This window comes from Enterobacter sp. C3_dUdeg (genome assembly GCF_057536195.1).
Window position 1 is genome coordinate 302,155 of sequence record NZ_BAAKFX010000003.1, and the last position, 15,936, is coordinate 318,090.

General features: G+C 60.5%; 15 protein-coding genes. 9 read left to right on the forward strand and 6 right to left on the reverse strand.

The features are described 5' to 3' along the window. Positions 1–19 precede the first annotated feature (19 nt). From AC27FC_RS11440 to AC27FC_RS11455, 4 genes are all read left to right on the forward strand, one after another. Entirely contained in the window at positions 20–496 is a 477-nt protein-coding gene (locus tag AC27FC_RS11440; protein ID WP_058840477.1) for a hypothetical protein, read from the forward strand. A 25-nt stretch (positions 497–521) separates the two neighbouring features. Continuing rightward, entirely contained in the window at positions 522–950 is a 429-nt protein-coding gene (locus tag AC27FC_RS11445) for an IrmA family protein (RefSeq protein WP_048980632.1), read from the forward strand. A 1-nt stretch (position 951) separates the two neighbouring features. Next, complete coding sequence (locus AC27FC_RS11450) at positions 952–2,202, forward strand: hypothetical protein (RefSeq protein ID WP_487160170.1); 1,251 nt, start codon at positions 952–954, stop codon at positions 2,200–2,202. A 141-nt stretch (positions 2,203–2,343) separates the two neighbouring features. Further along, positions 2,344–2,640 (forward strand): hypothetical protein, encoded by a 297-nt coding sequence (locus AC27FC_RS11455; RefSeq protein ID WP_033144527.1) that lies wholly within the window; start codon positions 2,344–2,346, stop codon positions 2,638–2,640. Positions 2,641–2,698: 58 nt separating this feature from the next. On the opposite strand, the gene AC27FC_RS11460 is transcribed toward AC27FC_RS11455, so the two are convergent. After that, positions 2,699–3,301 carry an ATP-dependent Clp protease proteolytic subunit gene (locus AC27FC_RS11460; RefSeq protein WP_023310243.1) on the reverse strand — a complete coding sequence of 201 codons (603 nt, stop codon included), beginning with the start codon at positions 3,299–3,301 and terminating at the stop codon, positions 2,699–2,701. An 88-nt stretch (positions 3,302–3,389) separates the two neighbouring features. On the opposite strand from AC27FC_RS11460, the gene AC27FC_RS11465 reads away from it, so the two are divergent. Both AC27FC_RS11465 and AC27FC_RS11470 read left to right on the forward strand, forming a co-directional pair. Further along, a complete protein-coding gene (locus AC27FC_RS11465; RefSeq protein WP_196354844.1) occupies positions 3,390–3,776 on the forward strand; it encodes a VOC family protein in 387 nt (128 codons plus the stop codon). A 185-nt stretch (positions 3,777–3,961) separates the two neighbouring features. Next, positions 3,962–4,579: a response regulator transcription factor gene (locus AC27FC_RS11470; RefSeq protein ID WP_032660951.1), complete on the forward strand. Its 618-nt coding sequence runs from the start codon at positions 3,962–3,964 to the stop codon at positions 4,577–4,579. A gap of 3 nt (positions 4,580–4,582) precedes the next feature. Here the strand turns inward: AC27FC_RS11470 and AC27FC_RS11475 are convergent, their stop codons facing one another. The 5 genes from AC27FC_RS11475 to AC27FC_RS11495 all read right to left on the reverse strand — a co-directional run bounded on the left by AC27FC_RS11475 (position 4,583) and on the right by AC27FC_RS11495 (position 11,805). Beyond that, positions 4,583–10,165, reverse strand: coding sequence for an ATP-binding protein (locus AC27FC_RS11475; protein WP_196354843.1), 5,583 nt, complete (start codon positions 10,163–10,165; stop codon positions 4,583–4,585). A 9-nt stretch (positions 10,166–10,174) separates the two neighbouring features. Continuing rightward, on the reverse strand, positions 10,175–10,555 hold the full coding sequence (locus AC27FC_RS11480; RefSeq protein ID WP_196354842.1) for a response regulator transcription factor: 381 nt from the start codon (positions 10,553–10,555) through the stop codon (positions 10,175–10,177). A 23-nt stretch (positions 10,556–10,578) separates the two neighbouring features. Then, positions 10,579–10,839: a XapX domain-containing protein gene (locus AC27FC_RS11485; RefSeq protein WP_010427264.1), complete on the reverse strand. Its 261-nt coding sequence runs from the start codon at positions 10,837–10,839 to the stop codon at positions 10,579–10,581. Beyond that, positions 10,836–11,057: a DUF1427 family protein gene (locus AC27FC_RS11490; RefSeq protein ID WP_029739325.1), complete on the reverse strand. Its 222-nt coding sequence runs from the start codon at positions 11,055–11,057 to the stop codon at positions 10,836–10,838. The genes AC27FC_RS11485 and AC27FC_RS11490 overlap by 4 nt, the downstream gene beginning before the upstream one ends. A gap of 61 nt (positions 11,058–11,118) precedes the next feature. After that, positions 11,119–11,805: a hydrolase gene (locus AC27FC_RS11495; RefSeq protein WP_023334356.1), complete on the reverse strand. Its 687-nt coding sequence runs from the start codon at positions 11,803–11,805 to the stop codon at positions 11,119–11,121. 218 nt (positions 11,806–12,023) lie between these two features. On the opposite strand from AC27FC_RS11495, the gene AC27FC_RS11500 reads away from it, so the two are divergent. From AC27FC_RS11500 to AC27FC_RS11510, 3 genes are read left to right on the forward strand one after another with little or no spacing between them, the layout of a single operon-like run. After that, positions 12,024–13,895 carry an amidohydrolase gene (locus tag AC27FC_RS11500; RefSeq protein ID WP_196354841.1) on the forward strand — a complete coding sequence of 624 codons (1,872 nt, stop codon included), beginning with the start codon at positions 12,024–12,026 and terminating at the stop codon, positions 13,893–13,895. Beyond that, a complete protein-coding gene (locus tag AC27FC_RS11505) occupies positions 13,895–14,302 on the forward strand; it encodes a DoxX family protein (protein WP_196354840.1) in 408 nt (135 codons plus the stop codon). The genes AC27FC_RS11500 and AC27FC_RS11505 overlap by 1 nt, the downstream gene beginning before the upstream one ends. Then, entirely contained in the window at positions 14,299–15,918 is a 1,620-nt protein-coding gene (locus AC27FC_RS11510; RefSeq protein ID WP_143347589.1) for an MFS transporter, read from the forward strand. The genes AC27FC_RS11505 and AC27FC_RS11510 overlap by 4 nt, the downstream gene beginning before the upstream one ends. Positions 15,919–15,936 lie beyond the last annotated feature (18 nt).

Below are 15,936 nucleotides of genomic sequence, written 5' to 3' on the forward strand. Positions count from 1 at the left end.
CTGCTAAGGAAAAATAACGTTGAAATCTCAATTACTCTCTGCTGGATTATTGACACTTCTGGCGACAACTCCAAGCGTTCATGCTGCACCGCCTGAGCCTGAACTTATTTTCAACTGCGAACTCACGAACGGAAAATACGTTATCGTCCGTCTGGATCACGATGTTCCTACTTATTATTACGGCTCACTTGAAAAAGTAGAAATGACTCTCCCCCAAAATGAGGGAGACAAAACGCAGGTTCGCCTGGGTGAAATGACGTTCTCAGGTGGAGGCGCTTATTATTATCGTTTCATCAATGGCAACTACAGCTATGTTGTTTATAGCGGTACGGGAAAAGGATGGGATTATACCGGCCTGAAAGTATATAAAAACCAAAAGCTCATCATGAAAAAAGAGTGCACTAATGGGGGGTTTTTACCTAATGAATATCGCGGTCAAGGCCTCGTAAAAGAAGCGGACACCGGTGATGATGCAACATACGGTTATGTTGATTAATACATCATTTTCAGGATGGTAAAATATGATGAGCCGTTACTTACACTGTAGCACAGTATTCGCATGTCTTTTATTCGCTGCTCCAACTCATGCGATTGAGATCTGGCACTCAAACACCGTCTGGGCAAATCAAGGGATGTGCAGCGCCACTTTCACGCTGGACAGTGGCATGGAAAGCGTTGGTTCGTTAGAGATAGGCTTTGACCTCGTTGATGCAAAAAATAACCTTGTAGCTCATGATACTTTGCAGGTAGACCCATTCGGCGATTCTGATGCCACGCGATACCAAACGGCTTTCGCCGAAGGCGAACATTATTGCGAAAGCAATCTCACGCTGCGCCTGACGTCACTGGCATTAGTTAACGGAAAGACCAAACAGCCTTTACCTCTCAGTTTGCTTACACCAAGGGCATTTATTCCATTCCCTATCATTAACCCACAGGCAGATCACTAATATGTCTATAGACGCTGAAGCAAACTCAACACCTGACAATAATGGACCTGGCCTTTGCTTTTTGTTATTACTTATCTTTGGCGGGTTCGTTTTCTTTATACCTGCAAGCGTTGTGGTCGCCTTCCCGGCCGTTCTCGCCGGTTCCTTCCTGTATTTTATCTGGTATCTTATTTCGGAAGGGCATTTAGGCAATATTCTTGGCAGTATGATCGTCAGCATGATACTTATGGCTATCGCCGCAGCTATTCCTGTCATTGGCTGGATATTGTTACTTCTATGGATCTTCTACAATATTGCGAAAGCCTTTGAGACGATAAAAACATTACTTCCCGATGCGCTCTTTAGCGCTGTTCTCTATGGATGTTTGCTCTTTCCCGTTATCCAGGAAATGGCAATGGACGAGGAGAGCAACATGGCTGCCACTATCGCTTGTGGTGTCGTGTACGTGATAACTGCAGGGCTTTATTGTTCCAGGTTAACGCAGCTGGCAACCAACACTAAGCAAAGTATTTTCTATTTTTCAATTATGTGGCTTTCGGTCCCACTTATCGCACTTCTGATCGTCTCGATTGTGGCATCCTTACGCGCGGCATTCAGAACCGTGCTGACCCCGGTGCAGACCGTGGTCAAAACCCCGCAAAACGTATCAGCGCATATGCGAGGCGGGAGCCATGTCAACGCTTACACCCGAACTGTGACCACCATTCAACATAGCGTGACCTCCCAGACGCTTCCGGGGATGGGAGCTGTTGGGGCCTCTATGGTTGGTTCCGTATCGGAGGCAAAGATAACAACACCACAACAGCCACAGCAAACCTTGCCAGCGCTGGAACACAAACCAGCCGGGGGTGAATTGACACAGTATGCGACGAACAAAGACCACAATTTTTACCGCTACGACAATCTCAACGCGAAAAAAATAAGCAATTTCGTCCAGGCGGCCAGTCATCGTCAATCACTGCCTCCTCTCACGGAAGATGCGATCCTGTTCTACTACGACGAAACGGTTTTCGGCCAAGGGGATCATGGTGTGGTATTAACCGATGACGGTGTTTTTTGCGTGTTGGGAAAATTGTATGAAACTTTCTACGCCCGCTTCAGCGAAGTCAGTAGCGTAGTCATAAAAGGATCCTTTAATAAAAAAATTGTCCTGCATATGAAGAATGGCCAGAAACATAATATTGAACTGACTCAATCAAATGCCGGGGCAAAAAAAATCTACGAACTTATCAGCATCGCAGCCCAGAATTAAGTAATCCTCCAGGCACCCGCTCAACGGGTGCCTTTCAGACTTCCGCATGACACATTCTGACAGTTTCACGCTTTATCGTGATCGCCATATTTACAGCGGCTTATATCGTTACGTTAAGAGAGAGCTGTCATGAGGCCTGAAATGAGCGATTTCACTGAACTGCCGGTCACTGGCTTTGTTAAGACCACAACAGCGGTCTACACGCGTAAACAGAACCCCTCGGTATTCTCGCCCGTGGCGCGTGAACTCCCTGCGGGAAGCCAGCTGACGGTGCAGGCTGCGGTGATGGGGGATGCTGTGGAAGGCAACGCGCACTGGTATCGCATTGATGAGGATACATACATCTGGGCGGGGGCATGCACACGGCTCGATCCTTACCCGGCGTTTCCGCCAGGCACGCGAACGAACTGGATGGCGGTGGTGTTCGAGGTACGCTAGGTCCGGCGTAGGTCGGGTTAGGCGAAGCCGCCACCCGACTCAAACACGCCGCGAAAACTTAATCCAGCTTCAGCTCGTCATAATGGGTAATCAGTTTACCCACGATGCCGTAGTCCAGCGCTTCTGCCGGAGACATCCAGAAGTTGCGATCGGTGTCTTTTTTCACTTTTTCCAGCGGCTGGCCGGTGGCGTCGGCGATCAGCTTGTTCACGCGATCCAGCATGCGGATGATCTCGCGCGCTTCGATCTCAATATCCGTTGCCTGACCGCGCACGCCGCCCAGCGGCTGGTGGATCATAAAGCGGGTATTTGGCAGCGAGTAGCGGTGCTCTTTTTTCGCCGCCAGGAAGATGGTAATCCCGGCGCTCGCCACCCAGCCGGTGCCGATGACGTGCACTTCCGGGCGGATGAATTTGATGAAGTCGTGGATGGTATCGCCCGCTTCCACGTGGCCGCCCTGGCTGTTGATGTACAGCTTGATCGGATCGTTGCTGACGCTTTGCAGCAGGATCATCTGGGTGATGACCTTCTGCGCCAGCTCCTGGTTGATCTCACCGGAGATCACAATCGAACGAGACTCCAGCAGTTTTTGCTGCAGAGCGCCCGCGCCGTTTGACCCTTCCGCTTTTTCCTTGTCGCTATCTTTCAGTGTGTAGTGCATTGTTATTTCCTCAGCTTGTCGCGCTCAAAACCAGAGTGTAGCCTGTTTTACCGGTGAAAGTCCTCACAGACAAATAACGAGGGAGCTTATGAATATTGCCCATGTCGCACTCTGGACCCGCAGCCTGAACGCCCAGGTTCAGTTCTGGGAAACGGTGTTTGGTGGCCGCAGTAACGAACGCTACGTCAGTAAAAATCGTCCCGGTTTCGAATCACACTTTATTACGCTGGATGACGGGCCGACCATCGAGCTGATGACGCTGCCGAATCTGCCCGACGCCCCTGCACACCCGGAGTTTATCGGCTGGGCGCATATCGCCATCAACGTCGGCAGCAAAGCGCAGGTCGACAGCATGGCCGGGCGGGCACAGGCCAACGGCACGCTGCTCAGCGCCCCTCGCATGACCGGGGACGGCTTCTATGAAGCGGTAATTGCGGATCCGGACGGCAACCGCATCGAGCTTGTGGGTGCATAAAATCAGCGTTTCGTTGCTTAGCCGCCCCGGTCACGGATCGCTATACTTCATCTTCATACGGTTATCATATTGTTAAATGATAATGATAGTTAATGTGTTAAGATGAAAGTCAGCATAAACAGTCCCTTACGTAACCGGCGGGATTGTTTGCATCCTCGACATGTAAATCAGCACCGGGGCGGTGAATGGAACACATTGTGTATGTGGTTGATGACGATGACGCGGTCAGGCAGTCCGTGATCGGGCTGCTGGATTCGGCGGACCTGAACGCCGTCGGCTTTTCATCGGCAGAAGCGTTTCTTCAACACCGCTTTGAAGAGCTCCCGTCGTGCGTGGTCCTCGATATGCAAATGCCCGCCATCTCGGGCTTTGAGGTGGCTGACGCCCTAAAGGACAGCGGGCGCGAGATCCCGATTATTTTTCTTACCGGCCACGGCACTATCCCGATGTCGGTGCGCGCCATTAAAGGCGGCGCGTACGAATTTCTCACCAAGCCCGTCGAATCCACCGCGCTTATCGACGCCATTGAGTCCGCGCTTCAGCTGGCGGAACACAATGCCGCGCGCAATAAAGAGCACTACGCCCTGAAGCAGCGCCACATGTCCCTCACCCCGCGCGAGCACGAGGTGCTGACGCTGGCGATAAGCGGCATGTTGAACAAGCAGATTGCCGCCGAGCTGGGCGTCAGCGAGATCACGGTGAAGGTGCACCGCCGCCGCGTGATGGAGAAAATGCAGGTGCGCTCCGTCGCGGAGCTGGTCAGGGCCGTTGAGCGCCTGACCAATAGCCAGCCTGCGGAGTAACCTTTACCCTTCCTGCGCCGCCAGCGGCAGCGCAAACGCGAACACCGTGCCGTACGGCTCCCGGCGGCGCGCACTCAGCTTCCCGCAGTGGCGCTCGATGATGCTGGCGCTGATGGTCAGCCCCATCCCCATCCCCTGCGCCTTGGTGGAGTAGAACGAGTCAAAAATCTGCTCCAGCCGCTCGGGCTCAATGCCGCTTCCGGTATCGGCGATCTCGACGATCACCTTCCCGTCCGCGTTGGCGGTGCTGAGGGTAATGGTGCTGGCGCGATCCTTCACCTCGGCCATCGCCTCTACCGCATTCATCACCAGATTGAGCAGCACCTGCTGGATCTGCACGCTATCGCCGGTGATAAAGCTGTTCTGCGCCTGTAACAGATAATCAACGCTAATGTGTCTCTGCTCCAGCTCGCTGCGGGAGAGCGTGATGATATGGTGGATCAGGTAGTGCATGTCGATGCGCGAGAAGGTGGGATCCTGCTTGCGCGTCAGGGACTGGATGCTGCGAATGATCTCCCCCGCCCGCGCGCCTTCCGCGGCGATCTCCTCCAGCCCCTCACGCACTTTATCCAGACGGGCGGGCTCGCGGTTGAGCCAGCGCAGGCTCGCCCCGGCGTTCGAGACGATCGACATCAGCGGCTGGTTGATCTCGTGGGCAATGGATGAGGTCAGCTGTCCGACGGTGGTGGCCCGGGACACCCGTGCCAGATCCGCCTGCGCGACCCGCATGGCATCCTCCGCCGCGCGCTGGCCGGTGATATCGGTGATGATGCCATAATACTCGTTCACCTCGCTGCCCACGCCCACCGGATCGCCAATCCCGAGGATGTAGCGCGTTGAGCCGTCGGTACGCTTAACGCGAAACTCCGCGCGCATGGAGAGCCCGTCGCGCACGCTTTGGGTGACGATGGCGCTGATGCGGGCGTAATCGTCCTCATGGACGAAGGTCAGAAACTCCGCCATGGAGATCGTCTTTTGCTGCCCGGGCAGGCCGAGAATGCGGGCGTACTCTTCCGAGACAAACATCAGATCCTGCTCCAGCTCCCAGCGCCAGCTGCCGGTGTGGCTGATCTGCTCGCCGAGCATCAGCGAGGTCTGGCTGGATCGCAGCTCTTTCTCCACCCGTCGGCGCTGGATGTTCTCCGCCAGCAGCTCGGCGTACAGCCGCGCCGTCTCCAGGGATACCGCGGCCTGGGCGCCCAGCAGGCTCACCACGCGCGAGTGCTCGGCGGTGAAGACCTCCGGCATCAGGCGGTTTTCGAGGTAGAGCACGCCTACCAGCCGCGCCTGTTTGAACATCGGGACGCACATGACCGCCGCCCCCGAGGTCACCAGATAAGGGTCCTGACTGAAGGGATGGAACTCCTCCGGCCTGCCGGTGCGGATCTCCTGTCCGGTGCGGATCACCGCCGCCAGCACCGACAGCGGCAGGTCGGTCGCCGTCGGCACGTCTTTCAGGATCCGCACCCGCACGCCCTCGGTGCTGGTCCAGGCGCTGGCCTCAATCTCCGGGATGAGGCTCTCGCTCACGCGCAGCAGCAGGCCCCGCTGCGCCCCGGCGCGTTCGAGCAGGATGGTCATCAGGTTTTCGATTAAGCGCTCAAGGTTAATCTCTTCCGACAGCGCGCGGGAGGCTTTGATGACGCTTTGCAGATCGCGGATCGTCTCATTCTGGGCGAACGCCACCGTGTCGTAGGCGCTGGCCTGCCCGGAGGCCAGCAGGTGCGGGAAATCCTGCTCCAGCTGGCGCACCTTGGCCTGCGCCCCCGCGCGGCCCCAGGCGGCAATCGAGCCGCGGAAGTGCGCGTCCGAGGCGGTCGGGTAACCGCAGGCCAGCGAAAAGCGCCCCGCCAGCTCGTGGGCCAGGGCGTTGATCGGGTTAAAGCCGCCCTCGCGCGAGAGCCGGACCGCCTTCTCATACTGCTCGAGCGCAATGCTGTTCATTCCGTCCAGACGCACGATTTCGGCGTAAATCAGCGCCTCTTTATCCGCGAACGTGCCGGGATTAACGCGCGCCCAGAGGGCGATTTTGTCGTAGTGGGCGTGAATGCTGCGGCGGTGGTTCGCCGAGAAGGTCTCCGGCGTCAGCTGACGGGAGAGCGCCAGGGCGCTGTAGAGATGGTAATCCAGCAGATGGATGTGGCCCGGCGCAGACCACGCGTACCAGCCCGCCATCTCGAGATCCGCCTGCGCGTCGGCATATTCGCCGCAGGTAAAGTGCGCCATGCCGCGATACAGCCAGTACCAGAAGAGCATGGTGGAGTTTTTCTCCGGCGCCTGCTCCGGCGACGCGGGAAGCAGCGCCTCCGGCAGCACCTGCGACGCGGTCCAGGTGCCGATGACCGGCGTTCGCAGAAACTCAACGTAGCCGCGCTGGACCATCAAAATGGTTTCCACGTCCTGGAAGTGGGTTTTACGCACGAACGCCAGGCCGCGATCGATGCTGGTCAGCACCCCGTCCAGGTGATCGCCCCGCGAGAGGAAGTTAATCACCTGGTGGCAGGCCGCAAAGCAGGCCATCGTCATATCTCCGTGGGTCACCGCCGAGGTGAAGCAGGCCTTCGCGCACTCGATGGTAAACGATAAAGGCTGGGTCCAGACGCTGAGCTGGTCGAGCGGCAGCAGGGTTTTGGCTTCGAACGCGTCGTAGCCGTGGCGATTGACCAGCTCGCGGGCCAGCGTGCCGTACTGGAACCCAAGGCGATACTCGGCGTAGCGGTGGCCAATCAGCACGCCAAACCAGGCCATCGCCGTGGTGGAGGCGCCGGTAATGCCGTGGTCGAGAGTCAGGTGCATCATGCGGCAGAGCAGCAAAAAGTGCAGGCGCGGGCAGATGAAGCTGGCGCAAATGCTGGCGCTGTAGAGCAGGTTCATCACCGCTTCGGTTTCCGGGTTATCCATCCGCGACAGTTGGGCAAACAGGTTTTTCGGCGCGTCGGCCGTGCGGTTGCAAAACAGCGCCCAGGCCTCGTCGCAGTCGGCATCTTCCGGATAGCGGCTAATCTGAATACCGAAAATCCCCAGCCAGCAGAGCGCCGCCTCAAGCGCCAGACGGCTGTCCGACTGGCGAATGTACACCTCCACCAGCAGGTTGGCCGCCAGCGCCTTTTCGGTCAGCCCGCCGGGGCAGCCGAGAATGGCGTCACACAGCTCGCGGGTCCGCTCCAGGTGCCCCAGCGCAAACTCGCAGCCCGCCTCTTCGATATCGAGCATAAAGTCCGACACCGTCCCGGCGTTGCCCAGCGCTCTGGCGGTCTGGATATAGCCGAGCGCCGAAGGATAATCCCCGGAGCGCTTCGCGCGTCGCGCGGCCAGCAGGCTCAGCTCGCGGAACATCTCGCGCTGCGGGGCGGGCTGGATGCTGTCCAGCGCGGCCGTGACGTGGTGAACGGCGCGGAACAGCAGCTCGTTCCCCGCCGCCTGACGCGCGGCGTCGGCCAGCAGGCTGGCGGTGGTCAGGTGAATATGGCTTCTCTCATGCCGATCCAGCAGCGCAAAGGCGGCCTCCTGCACCCGGTCGTGGGTGAAGGCGTACTTTTTTTCCGCCAGCACGATGAGCTGGGCCATCACCGCCGGGTGCAGCGCATAGCGCATTTCCGCCATCGACATGCCGACCACGCGGCAGATCATCTCCATCTCGCCCGTGCCGCCGAGGCAGGCGATGCTGCCCAGCAGGCGGCGCGTCTCGTCGGGCAGCTCTTCAAGCTGCTCCAGCACCAGGGTGACGAGGTTTTCGGTGTAATGCCTGGCGCGGATCGCCTGCAGATCGTAGTGCCACTTGTCCTGATATTTGTTGTGCACCACCAGGCCGTCATCCACGATGCGGCGGAAAAACTCGTGCACAAAGAGCGGGTTGCCACCCGTTTTCTCGTGGATCAGCGTGGCGAGGTCGGTCGTCGCCGCGCTGCGGGTGCGAAATACCGTCGCCAGCCAGCGCGCCACTGCTTTCACGGAAAGCGCCTGCGGGACAATCTCGCTCGCGTTTTGCGCCGCCTCCGGCAGGCCTGCCAGCAGCGCCTGCAGGGCGGCGTCGGGCACGGCGCTGATATCCCGGTGGGCCGCGACCACCAGCAGAGGAACAGCGCCGCAGTTCATCAGCAGATATTTGAGCGTGTGCAGGCTGGCGGCGTCGCTCCACTGGAGATCGTCGAGCACCAGCACCAGCGGGCAGCCCTGCGAGGCAAAGGTTTTTACCAGCGCCAGCACCATATGGCTGAAGCGCGCCCGGGCATCTATGGAAAACGTATCGGCCGAGAAGCGCGGCTTGCTCTCCAGCAGCAGGCCCAGCTCGGGCACGAGGCTGACGGCCAGCGCCTCGTGCCCCTCCAGGGCGCGAGACAGGCGGATTTTCCACTTCGCCACCTCGTCTGCGGGCAGCCCCAGCAGGTGCAGCGTCAGGGTGCGGAACGCGGAACTTAATACGCCGTAGGGCAGCGACGGCGAAAACTGGTCGACTTTGCCCACCGCCAGCAGCACAGTGCGCTGCTGCAGCGTTTTAAGCGCCGTCGCGATGATCGAAGATTTGCCGATCCCCGACGGCCCGCCGATCGTCACCAGCTCCGGCACCAGGTTCTGACTCACCCGCTCAAACGCCGCAATAACGTCGTTCGCCTGCGGATGCGTCGCGAACAGGGAGTCCGCCAGATGGATCGCCGGGGTGCGGTCCTGCTGGCCGGGGGTAAAAGCGACGATCTCGCCCTCGCAGGTCAGCGTCGCCTGGCAGCGGCGGAGGTCGGCAATCAACCCGTCGACCGTCTGGTAGCGGTTATCGGGGTGCTTTTCCAGCAGCTTCAGGATGATGGTCGACAGCATTCCCGGCACGTCCGGGCGGATCGCGTCCGGGGCCAGCGGCGCGGAGGCAATATGGTAGTGCGCCCAGTTGGCCCGATCGTCCTCCCCCAGCTCAAACGGCAGGCGTCCGGTCAGAAGTTCGTACAGCACCATACCGAGGCTGTAGAGATCGCTGCGGCCGTCGACGGGGCGCTGGGTGCGGGTGGTGTGCTCCGGCGACATATACGCGGGCGTACCGCCTGAAACGGCAAGCCGGGTCTGGGTGATGGCATCGGAGAGACTGCTGGAAAGGCCAAAGCTGCCCAGGCGGCAGGTGGCGTCGTGATGAACAAAAATACTGCCGGGCTTGATATCGCCGTGGATCAGGTTTTGCAGATGCATCTGGCGCAGGGGAACGCAGATCTGGATCGCCATCTCGAGAAAGCGCGTGATGCCCGAGATCGCCCTGCCCGCGCGCCGCGCCAGCAGTTCAAACGAAAACGGGGCGTACACCAGCGCGAAGCGCCCCCGGTACTGCGTTGACGCGACGGCGCGTATGGCCCAGCTGTCCTGCAGCACGTTGCGCAGCGCAAACTCGTTTTTGAGCAGCCGGGTGGCCCGCTCTTCCTCTTCGTCGCTGACCGCGGTGGCGATAATGAACGAGCCGCCGGAGTGAGGATGTCGCGCGTGCATCCAGGCGATTCCGCCCTCCTGCGCCAGCACGGTAAAAATCACATCCTCTTTAAGGACAAAAACCCGCCCCTGGTGAAGATTCCCCTGGGCGGGCCAGAATGCAGGCTGCTCGTGTTCGTTCATCCGCGATCCTTATTGTCGGCGGGCCAGCTCCCGCTGAATATGATCCAGCAGAATATCGATGTTAATAGGCTTACGCAAAAATGCAGCGGCGCCCAGATTAAGAGCGTACCGCTGCATATTTTCATCAGCATGACCGGAGATAAAGAGCACGGGCGGAGGCGGTACGGCCAGCAGCCGCAGCTTTTCAAACAGCTCCAGGCCGCTCATGCCCCGCAGCTTGATGTCGGTGATCACCAGCGCCGCACCGGACAGGGCGAAAGGATGGCTCAGAAACACCTCTGCCGAATCAAACGTATCGGCGGCATAGCCTTCCGACTCCAGGAGATTACTCAGCCCGCTGCGGACGGATCGTTCGTCATCAATGATGGCAATGCGCCACGGCAGCGTCATGCTCTCTTTCCTCTCACAAATCATTAAACGTCGCGATCGTCCTTCGCGGGCGCAGGGGGCGCCGTGCCGCTGATTTTCGGCACGCATTCGTGACGAAACCAGGCGAGGGTAAGCGGTTCGCGACTCAGTAAACGCCGTCCCACCGGGATGAGCTGTTCGCCCACCAGCATGCCAAACAGGCCAAGCAGGGCGACAACCGGCGGCGCCGGGGAATGCACGTCGAGCAGGGCGTAAATTACCCCAGCAACCACGCCGCACACCAGCGAAATTATCCATGCTTTCATGACGACGCCCCCGTCTGCGATTTGGCCTGCGGAACGGTCACCGGAGGCGGCGGCGCGCCGTCACGGGATAAAAGATGACGCGTCGCCTGTTCACCCGCCAGCATCCCCAACAGGCCAATCAGCGCCAGCGCGGGCGGCGCGGGGGAGCGCACCTTCAGCACGGCATACATCAGGCCAATCAACACGCCTGCCGCAAGGGATATCAGCCCAGTACTCATTATGAACTCCAGAGAAAGAGGCAGCGGCGAGCCGGATGAGGGACCAGCCCGCCAGCGGAACTTAGCGTGCCGGGACCGGCGCTAAGGTGCGGTGCTCGCTCTTCTGGCGAGACGGCGCTTTGTGCACCATGGTGTAGGCGTAATCGACGCCCATGCCGTACGCGCCGGAGTGCTCGCGCACGATATCCATCACCGCGGTGTAGGTCTCTTTACGCGCCCAGTCGCGCTGCCACTCCAGCATCACCTGCTGCCAGGTGACCGGGATCACGCCCGCCTGGATCATGCGCTGCATCGCGTAGTCGTGGGCTTCTTTGGAGGTGCCGCCGGACGCGTCCGCCACCATATAAATTTCGTAGTCGCCTTCCAGCATCGCGCACAGGGCAAAGCTGTTGTTGCACACTTCGGTCCACAGGCCGGCAACCACCACTTTCTTCTTGCCGTTGGCCTGCAGCGCGTCACGCACCTTCTGGTCGTCCCAGGAGTTCATGGAGGTACGCTCCAGAATGTCCTGGCCCGGGAACACGTCCAGCAGCTCCGGATAGGTATTACCGGAGAAGCTTTCGGTCTCAACGGTGGTGATGATGGTCGGGATGTTGAACACCTTAGCCGCTTTCGCCAGCGCCACGGTGTTGTTTTTCAGCACCTGACGGTCAATAGACTGCACGCCAAACGCCATCTGAGGCTGGTGATCGATAAAGATTACCTGACAGTTCGCAGGGGTTAACACTTCGAGCTTTGAAGAGGTCATAGCATTTTCCAGTGGTTAAGGGTGAAATCGCCGCGAGCGCCGCGACGATAAAGTCACCCTCATCCTGCGGTTTTCCGTCTTTGCGCGTAATTATCTATTCGTATAGTTAACCTTAGGTATAGTTATACTTTGGTATACCTATCCTATTGTATAACTGGATCTTTGCCGAAACCGGTTCCCATAATCCTGACCATTCCCCTCTCAGTCAGGAGCAGTTTATGGTTACCCTTGGTAAAGCCGATCTCATTCTGGTTAACGGCCAGTTTCACACCGTCGATCGCGAGAACCCCGTCGCGGAAGCCGTTGCCGTGCGCGACGGAAAATTTCTGGAAGTGGGTACCGTCGCCGAGGTAATGCAGCACCACTGCGAAGGCACCAAAGTGGTCGACTTAAAAGGCCACACCGCCATCCCCGGCCTGAACGACTCGCACCTGCACCTCATTCGCGGCGGGCTGAACTACAACCTTGAGCTGCGCTGGGAAGGCGTGCCGTCGCTGGCCGACGCCCTGCGGATGCTGAAAGAGCAGGCCCTGCGCACGCCGTCGCCCCAGTGGGTGCGCGTGGTGGGCGGCTGGACCGAGTTCCAGTTTGCCGAGCGCCGGATGCCGACCCTGGACGAGATCAACGACGCCGCGCCGGACACCCCGGTCTTCATCCTGCACCTGTACGACCGCGCCCTGCTCAACCGCGCCGCGCTGAAGGTGGTCGGCTACACCAAAGACACGCCAAACCCGCCGGGCGGGGAGATCCAGCGCGACGCCAACGGCAACCCGACCGGGATGCTGATTGCCCGTCCGAACGCCATGATCCTCTACGCCACGCTCGCCAAAGGGCCGAAGCTGCCGCTGGAGCAGCAGGTCAACTCCACGCGCCAGTTCATGCGCGAGCTCAACCGTCTGGGGCTGACCAGCGCCATCGACGCGGGCGGCGGCTTCCAGAACTACCCGGAAGATTACGAGGTGATTGCCGAGCTGCACGAGAAAAAGCAGATGACCATCCGCATCGCCTACAACCTGTTTACCCAGCGTCCGGGCCACGAGCTGGAAGACTTTGAAAAATGGACCGACATGCTCACGCCGGGCCAGGGCAGCGACTTCTTCCGCCACAACGGCGCGGGCGAGATGCTGGTCTTCTCCGCCGCCGATTTTGAAGACTTCCTCGAACCGCGCCCGGACCTCGCGCCGGGCATGGAAGACGAGCTGGAGCGCGTGGTGCGCCATCTGGTGGAGCACCGCTGGCCGTTCCGCCTGCACGCCACCTATAACGAATCCATCAGCCGCATGCTGGACGTCTTCGAGAAGGTGAACCGCGACATACCGTTCAGCGGCCTGCACTGGTTCTTCGACCATGCGGAAACCGTTACCCAGGCCAACATCGACCGCATCAAAGCGCTCGGCGGCGGCATTGCCGTCCAGCACCGCATGGCCTTCCAGGGGGAATACTTTGCCGAGCGCTACGGCATCGAAGCTACCCGCCACACGCCGCCGGTGGCGAAAATGCTCGAGACCGGCGTGCCGGTGGGCTTAGGGACGGACGCCACCCGCGTGGCGAGCTACAACCCGTGGACCGCGCTCTACTGGCTGGTCTCCGGCCGCACCGTCGGCGGGATGCAGATGTACGACCATAGCGCCCGTCTGGATCGCGATACCGCCCTTATGCTCTGGACCCAGGGCAGCGCGTGGTTCTCCAGCGAGCAGAACCAGAAGGGGCAGATCAAGGTCGGCCAGCTCGCCGATCTGGCGGTGCTGAGCAAAGACTTCTTCCGCGTGCCGGAAGAGGAGATCAAGGGCATCGAGTCCGTTCTGACGGTGGTCAACGGCGATATCGTTTACGCCGCAGGCGCTTTTGGCCCGCTCGCGCCGCCTGCCATTCCGGTTCTGCCCGAGTGGTCCCCGGTGGTGAAGGTGCCGGGCCACTACCGCAGCGCGCCGCCGCAGGCCGCCCGCGTCGGGATGAACGCCGTCCACCACTGCAGCGGGCCGTGCGGGGTTCACAGCCACCAGCATGATTTCGCCCGCACGTCAGAGATGCCGGTGTCCGACGATAACGCTTTCTGGGGGGCGCTGGGCTGCAGCTGCTTTGCATTCTGATGAAAAACACCTTTACCCCGCCCCGGGTCGACCTGGGGCTGTTCTTCCTGCGCCTGACCGGCAGCCTGCTGCTGCTCTACGTGCACGGCCTGCCGAAGGTGCTGCACTTCAGCGACGAGCTGACGCGCATTGAAGATCCGTTCGGCTTCGGGCCTTACGCCAGCCTGATCCCGGCAATTTTCGCCGAGGTGATCTGCCCGCTGTTTATCATTGCGGGCGTGTACACCCGCCTGGCGTGCCTGCCGATTATCGCCTTGCTGCTGGTGGCGATGCTGGCGGTCCACCCGAACTGGTCGATTGCCGAAGGGCAGTTTGGCTGGCTGCTGCTGATTATCTTCACCACCCTCGCCCTCACCGGGCCGGGCCAGTGGCGGCTGCAGCGTAAGACAGCGGAGAGGTACGCATGACCCAGGTTAACGACGTTCGCGACGCACACGTCGAGACGACGCCCGCACCGACGGTTTCGCCCTGGCAGCCGCTGAGCCAGCCGGTGTTCCGCATGCTGTGGATCGCCACGGTGGTCTCTAACGTCGGCTCATGGATGAGCGACGTTGGCATCAACTGGAGCATGCTGACCCTGAGCACCGACCCGCTGGATATCGCGCTGGTGCAGGCGGCCAGCAGCCTGCCGATGTTCCTCTTCGCCCTGCCGTCCGGGGTGATGGCGGACATCGTCGACCGACGTAAATACCTGCTCTTCTCCCAGCTTTGGGTGTTCATCGCCGCCGCCGGGCTGACGGTGCTCTCCTTCACCGGACACGTCACCCCCGCCGTTCTGCTGGTGGCGACGTTTCTGCTGAGCGTGGGCGCGGCGATGAGCTCGCCGCCGTTTCAGGCCGTGGTGCCCGATCTGGTGAGCAAGCCGGAGCTGGGCGCCGCCGTGGCGCTGAACTCGCTCGGGGTGAACATCAGCCGGGCGATTGGCCCCGCGCTGGGCGGTTTTCTGCTGTCGCTCGCCGGGCCGTGGATGGTGTTTGCCCTCAACGCGCTGTCCGTGGTCGGCGTGGCGTGGGTGCTGTGGCGCTGGCGTCCGGCACCGTCCATACAGCGCCTGCCGCCGGAGCACTTCTTCTCCGCGGTGCGCTCCGGCATCCGCTACGTGCACGCCGCGCCGGTGCTGCGCAACGTGCTGGTGCGCACCGTGGCCTTCTTCGTTTTCGGCAGCGCGGGCTGGGCGCTGCTGCCGCTGGTGGCGCGCCGCGAGCTGGGCTTAGGCCCGGCGGGCTACGGCGTGATGCTGGCGTGCATTGGCCTGGGGGCGATTGCCGGGGCCATTCTGCTGCCGCGCCTGCGCCAGCGGCTCGACGCCGACCGCCTGATGGTGGCCGCCAGCCTGACCTTTGCCCTTACCATGCTGGCGCTGGCGTTCGTGCGCCACGTCTGGCTGCTCAACCTGTTTGAGTTCTTCACCGGCTTCGCGTGGATTGCGGTGCTTTCAACGCTGAACCTCGGCGCGCAGCGCAGCGCCGCCCGCTGGGTGAAGGCCCGCGCGCTGGCGGTTTACCTGACGGTGTTCTTCGGCTCGATGACCGCGGGCAGCGCCATCTGGGGGCAGATCGCTTCCCGCTTCGGCACCCCAACCTCGCTGGTTGTCGCCACGCTGGGGATGGTGCTGGCGAGCGCCACCGTGTTCCGCTGGAAGCTGGGGAAAGATCCGGACCTGAACCTCGACCTGAGCGGCCAGCCGCTGGACGGCGTGGAGATCGATCTGCCCAACGAGCGCGGCCCGGTGCTGGTGTCGCACGAGTACATCATCGACCCGCAGAACACCAGGGCCTTCCTGGAAGCCGTCCACGAGCTGCGCCGGGTGCGCCGCCGCGCCGGGGCGATGAGCTGGGCGGTATACGAGGATATTGAGCGCCCCGGTCTGTTTATCGAGACCTTCCTGATGGGCTCGTGGATCGAGCATCTGCGCCAGCAGGAGCGCCACACCATGAATGACCTCCTGCTGCAGAGCCGCGTTCTGGCTTTTCATCAGGGCACAACATCACCGGCAATTCGTTATCTGGTCGCGCCGGTATAACCATAACCATCACCTGCA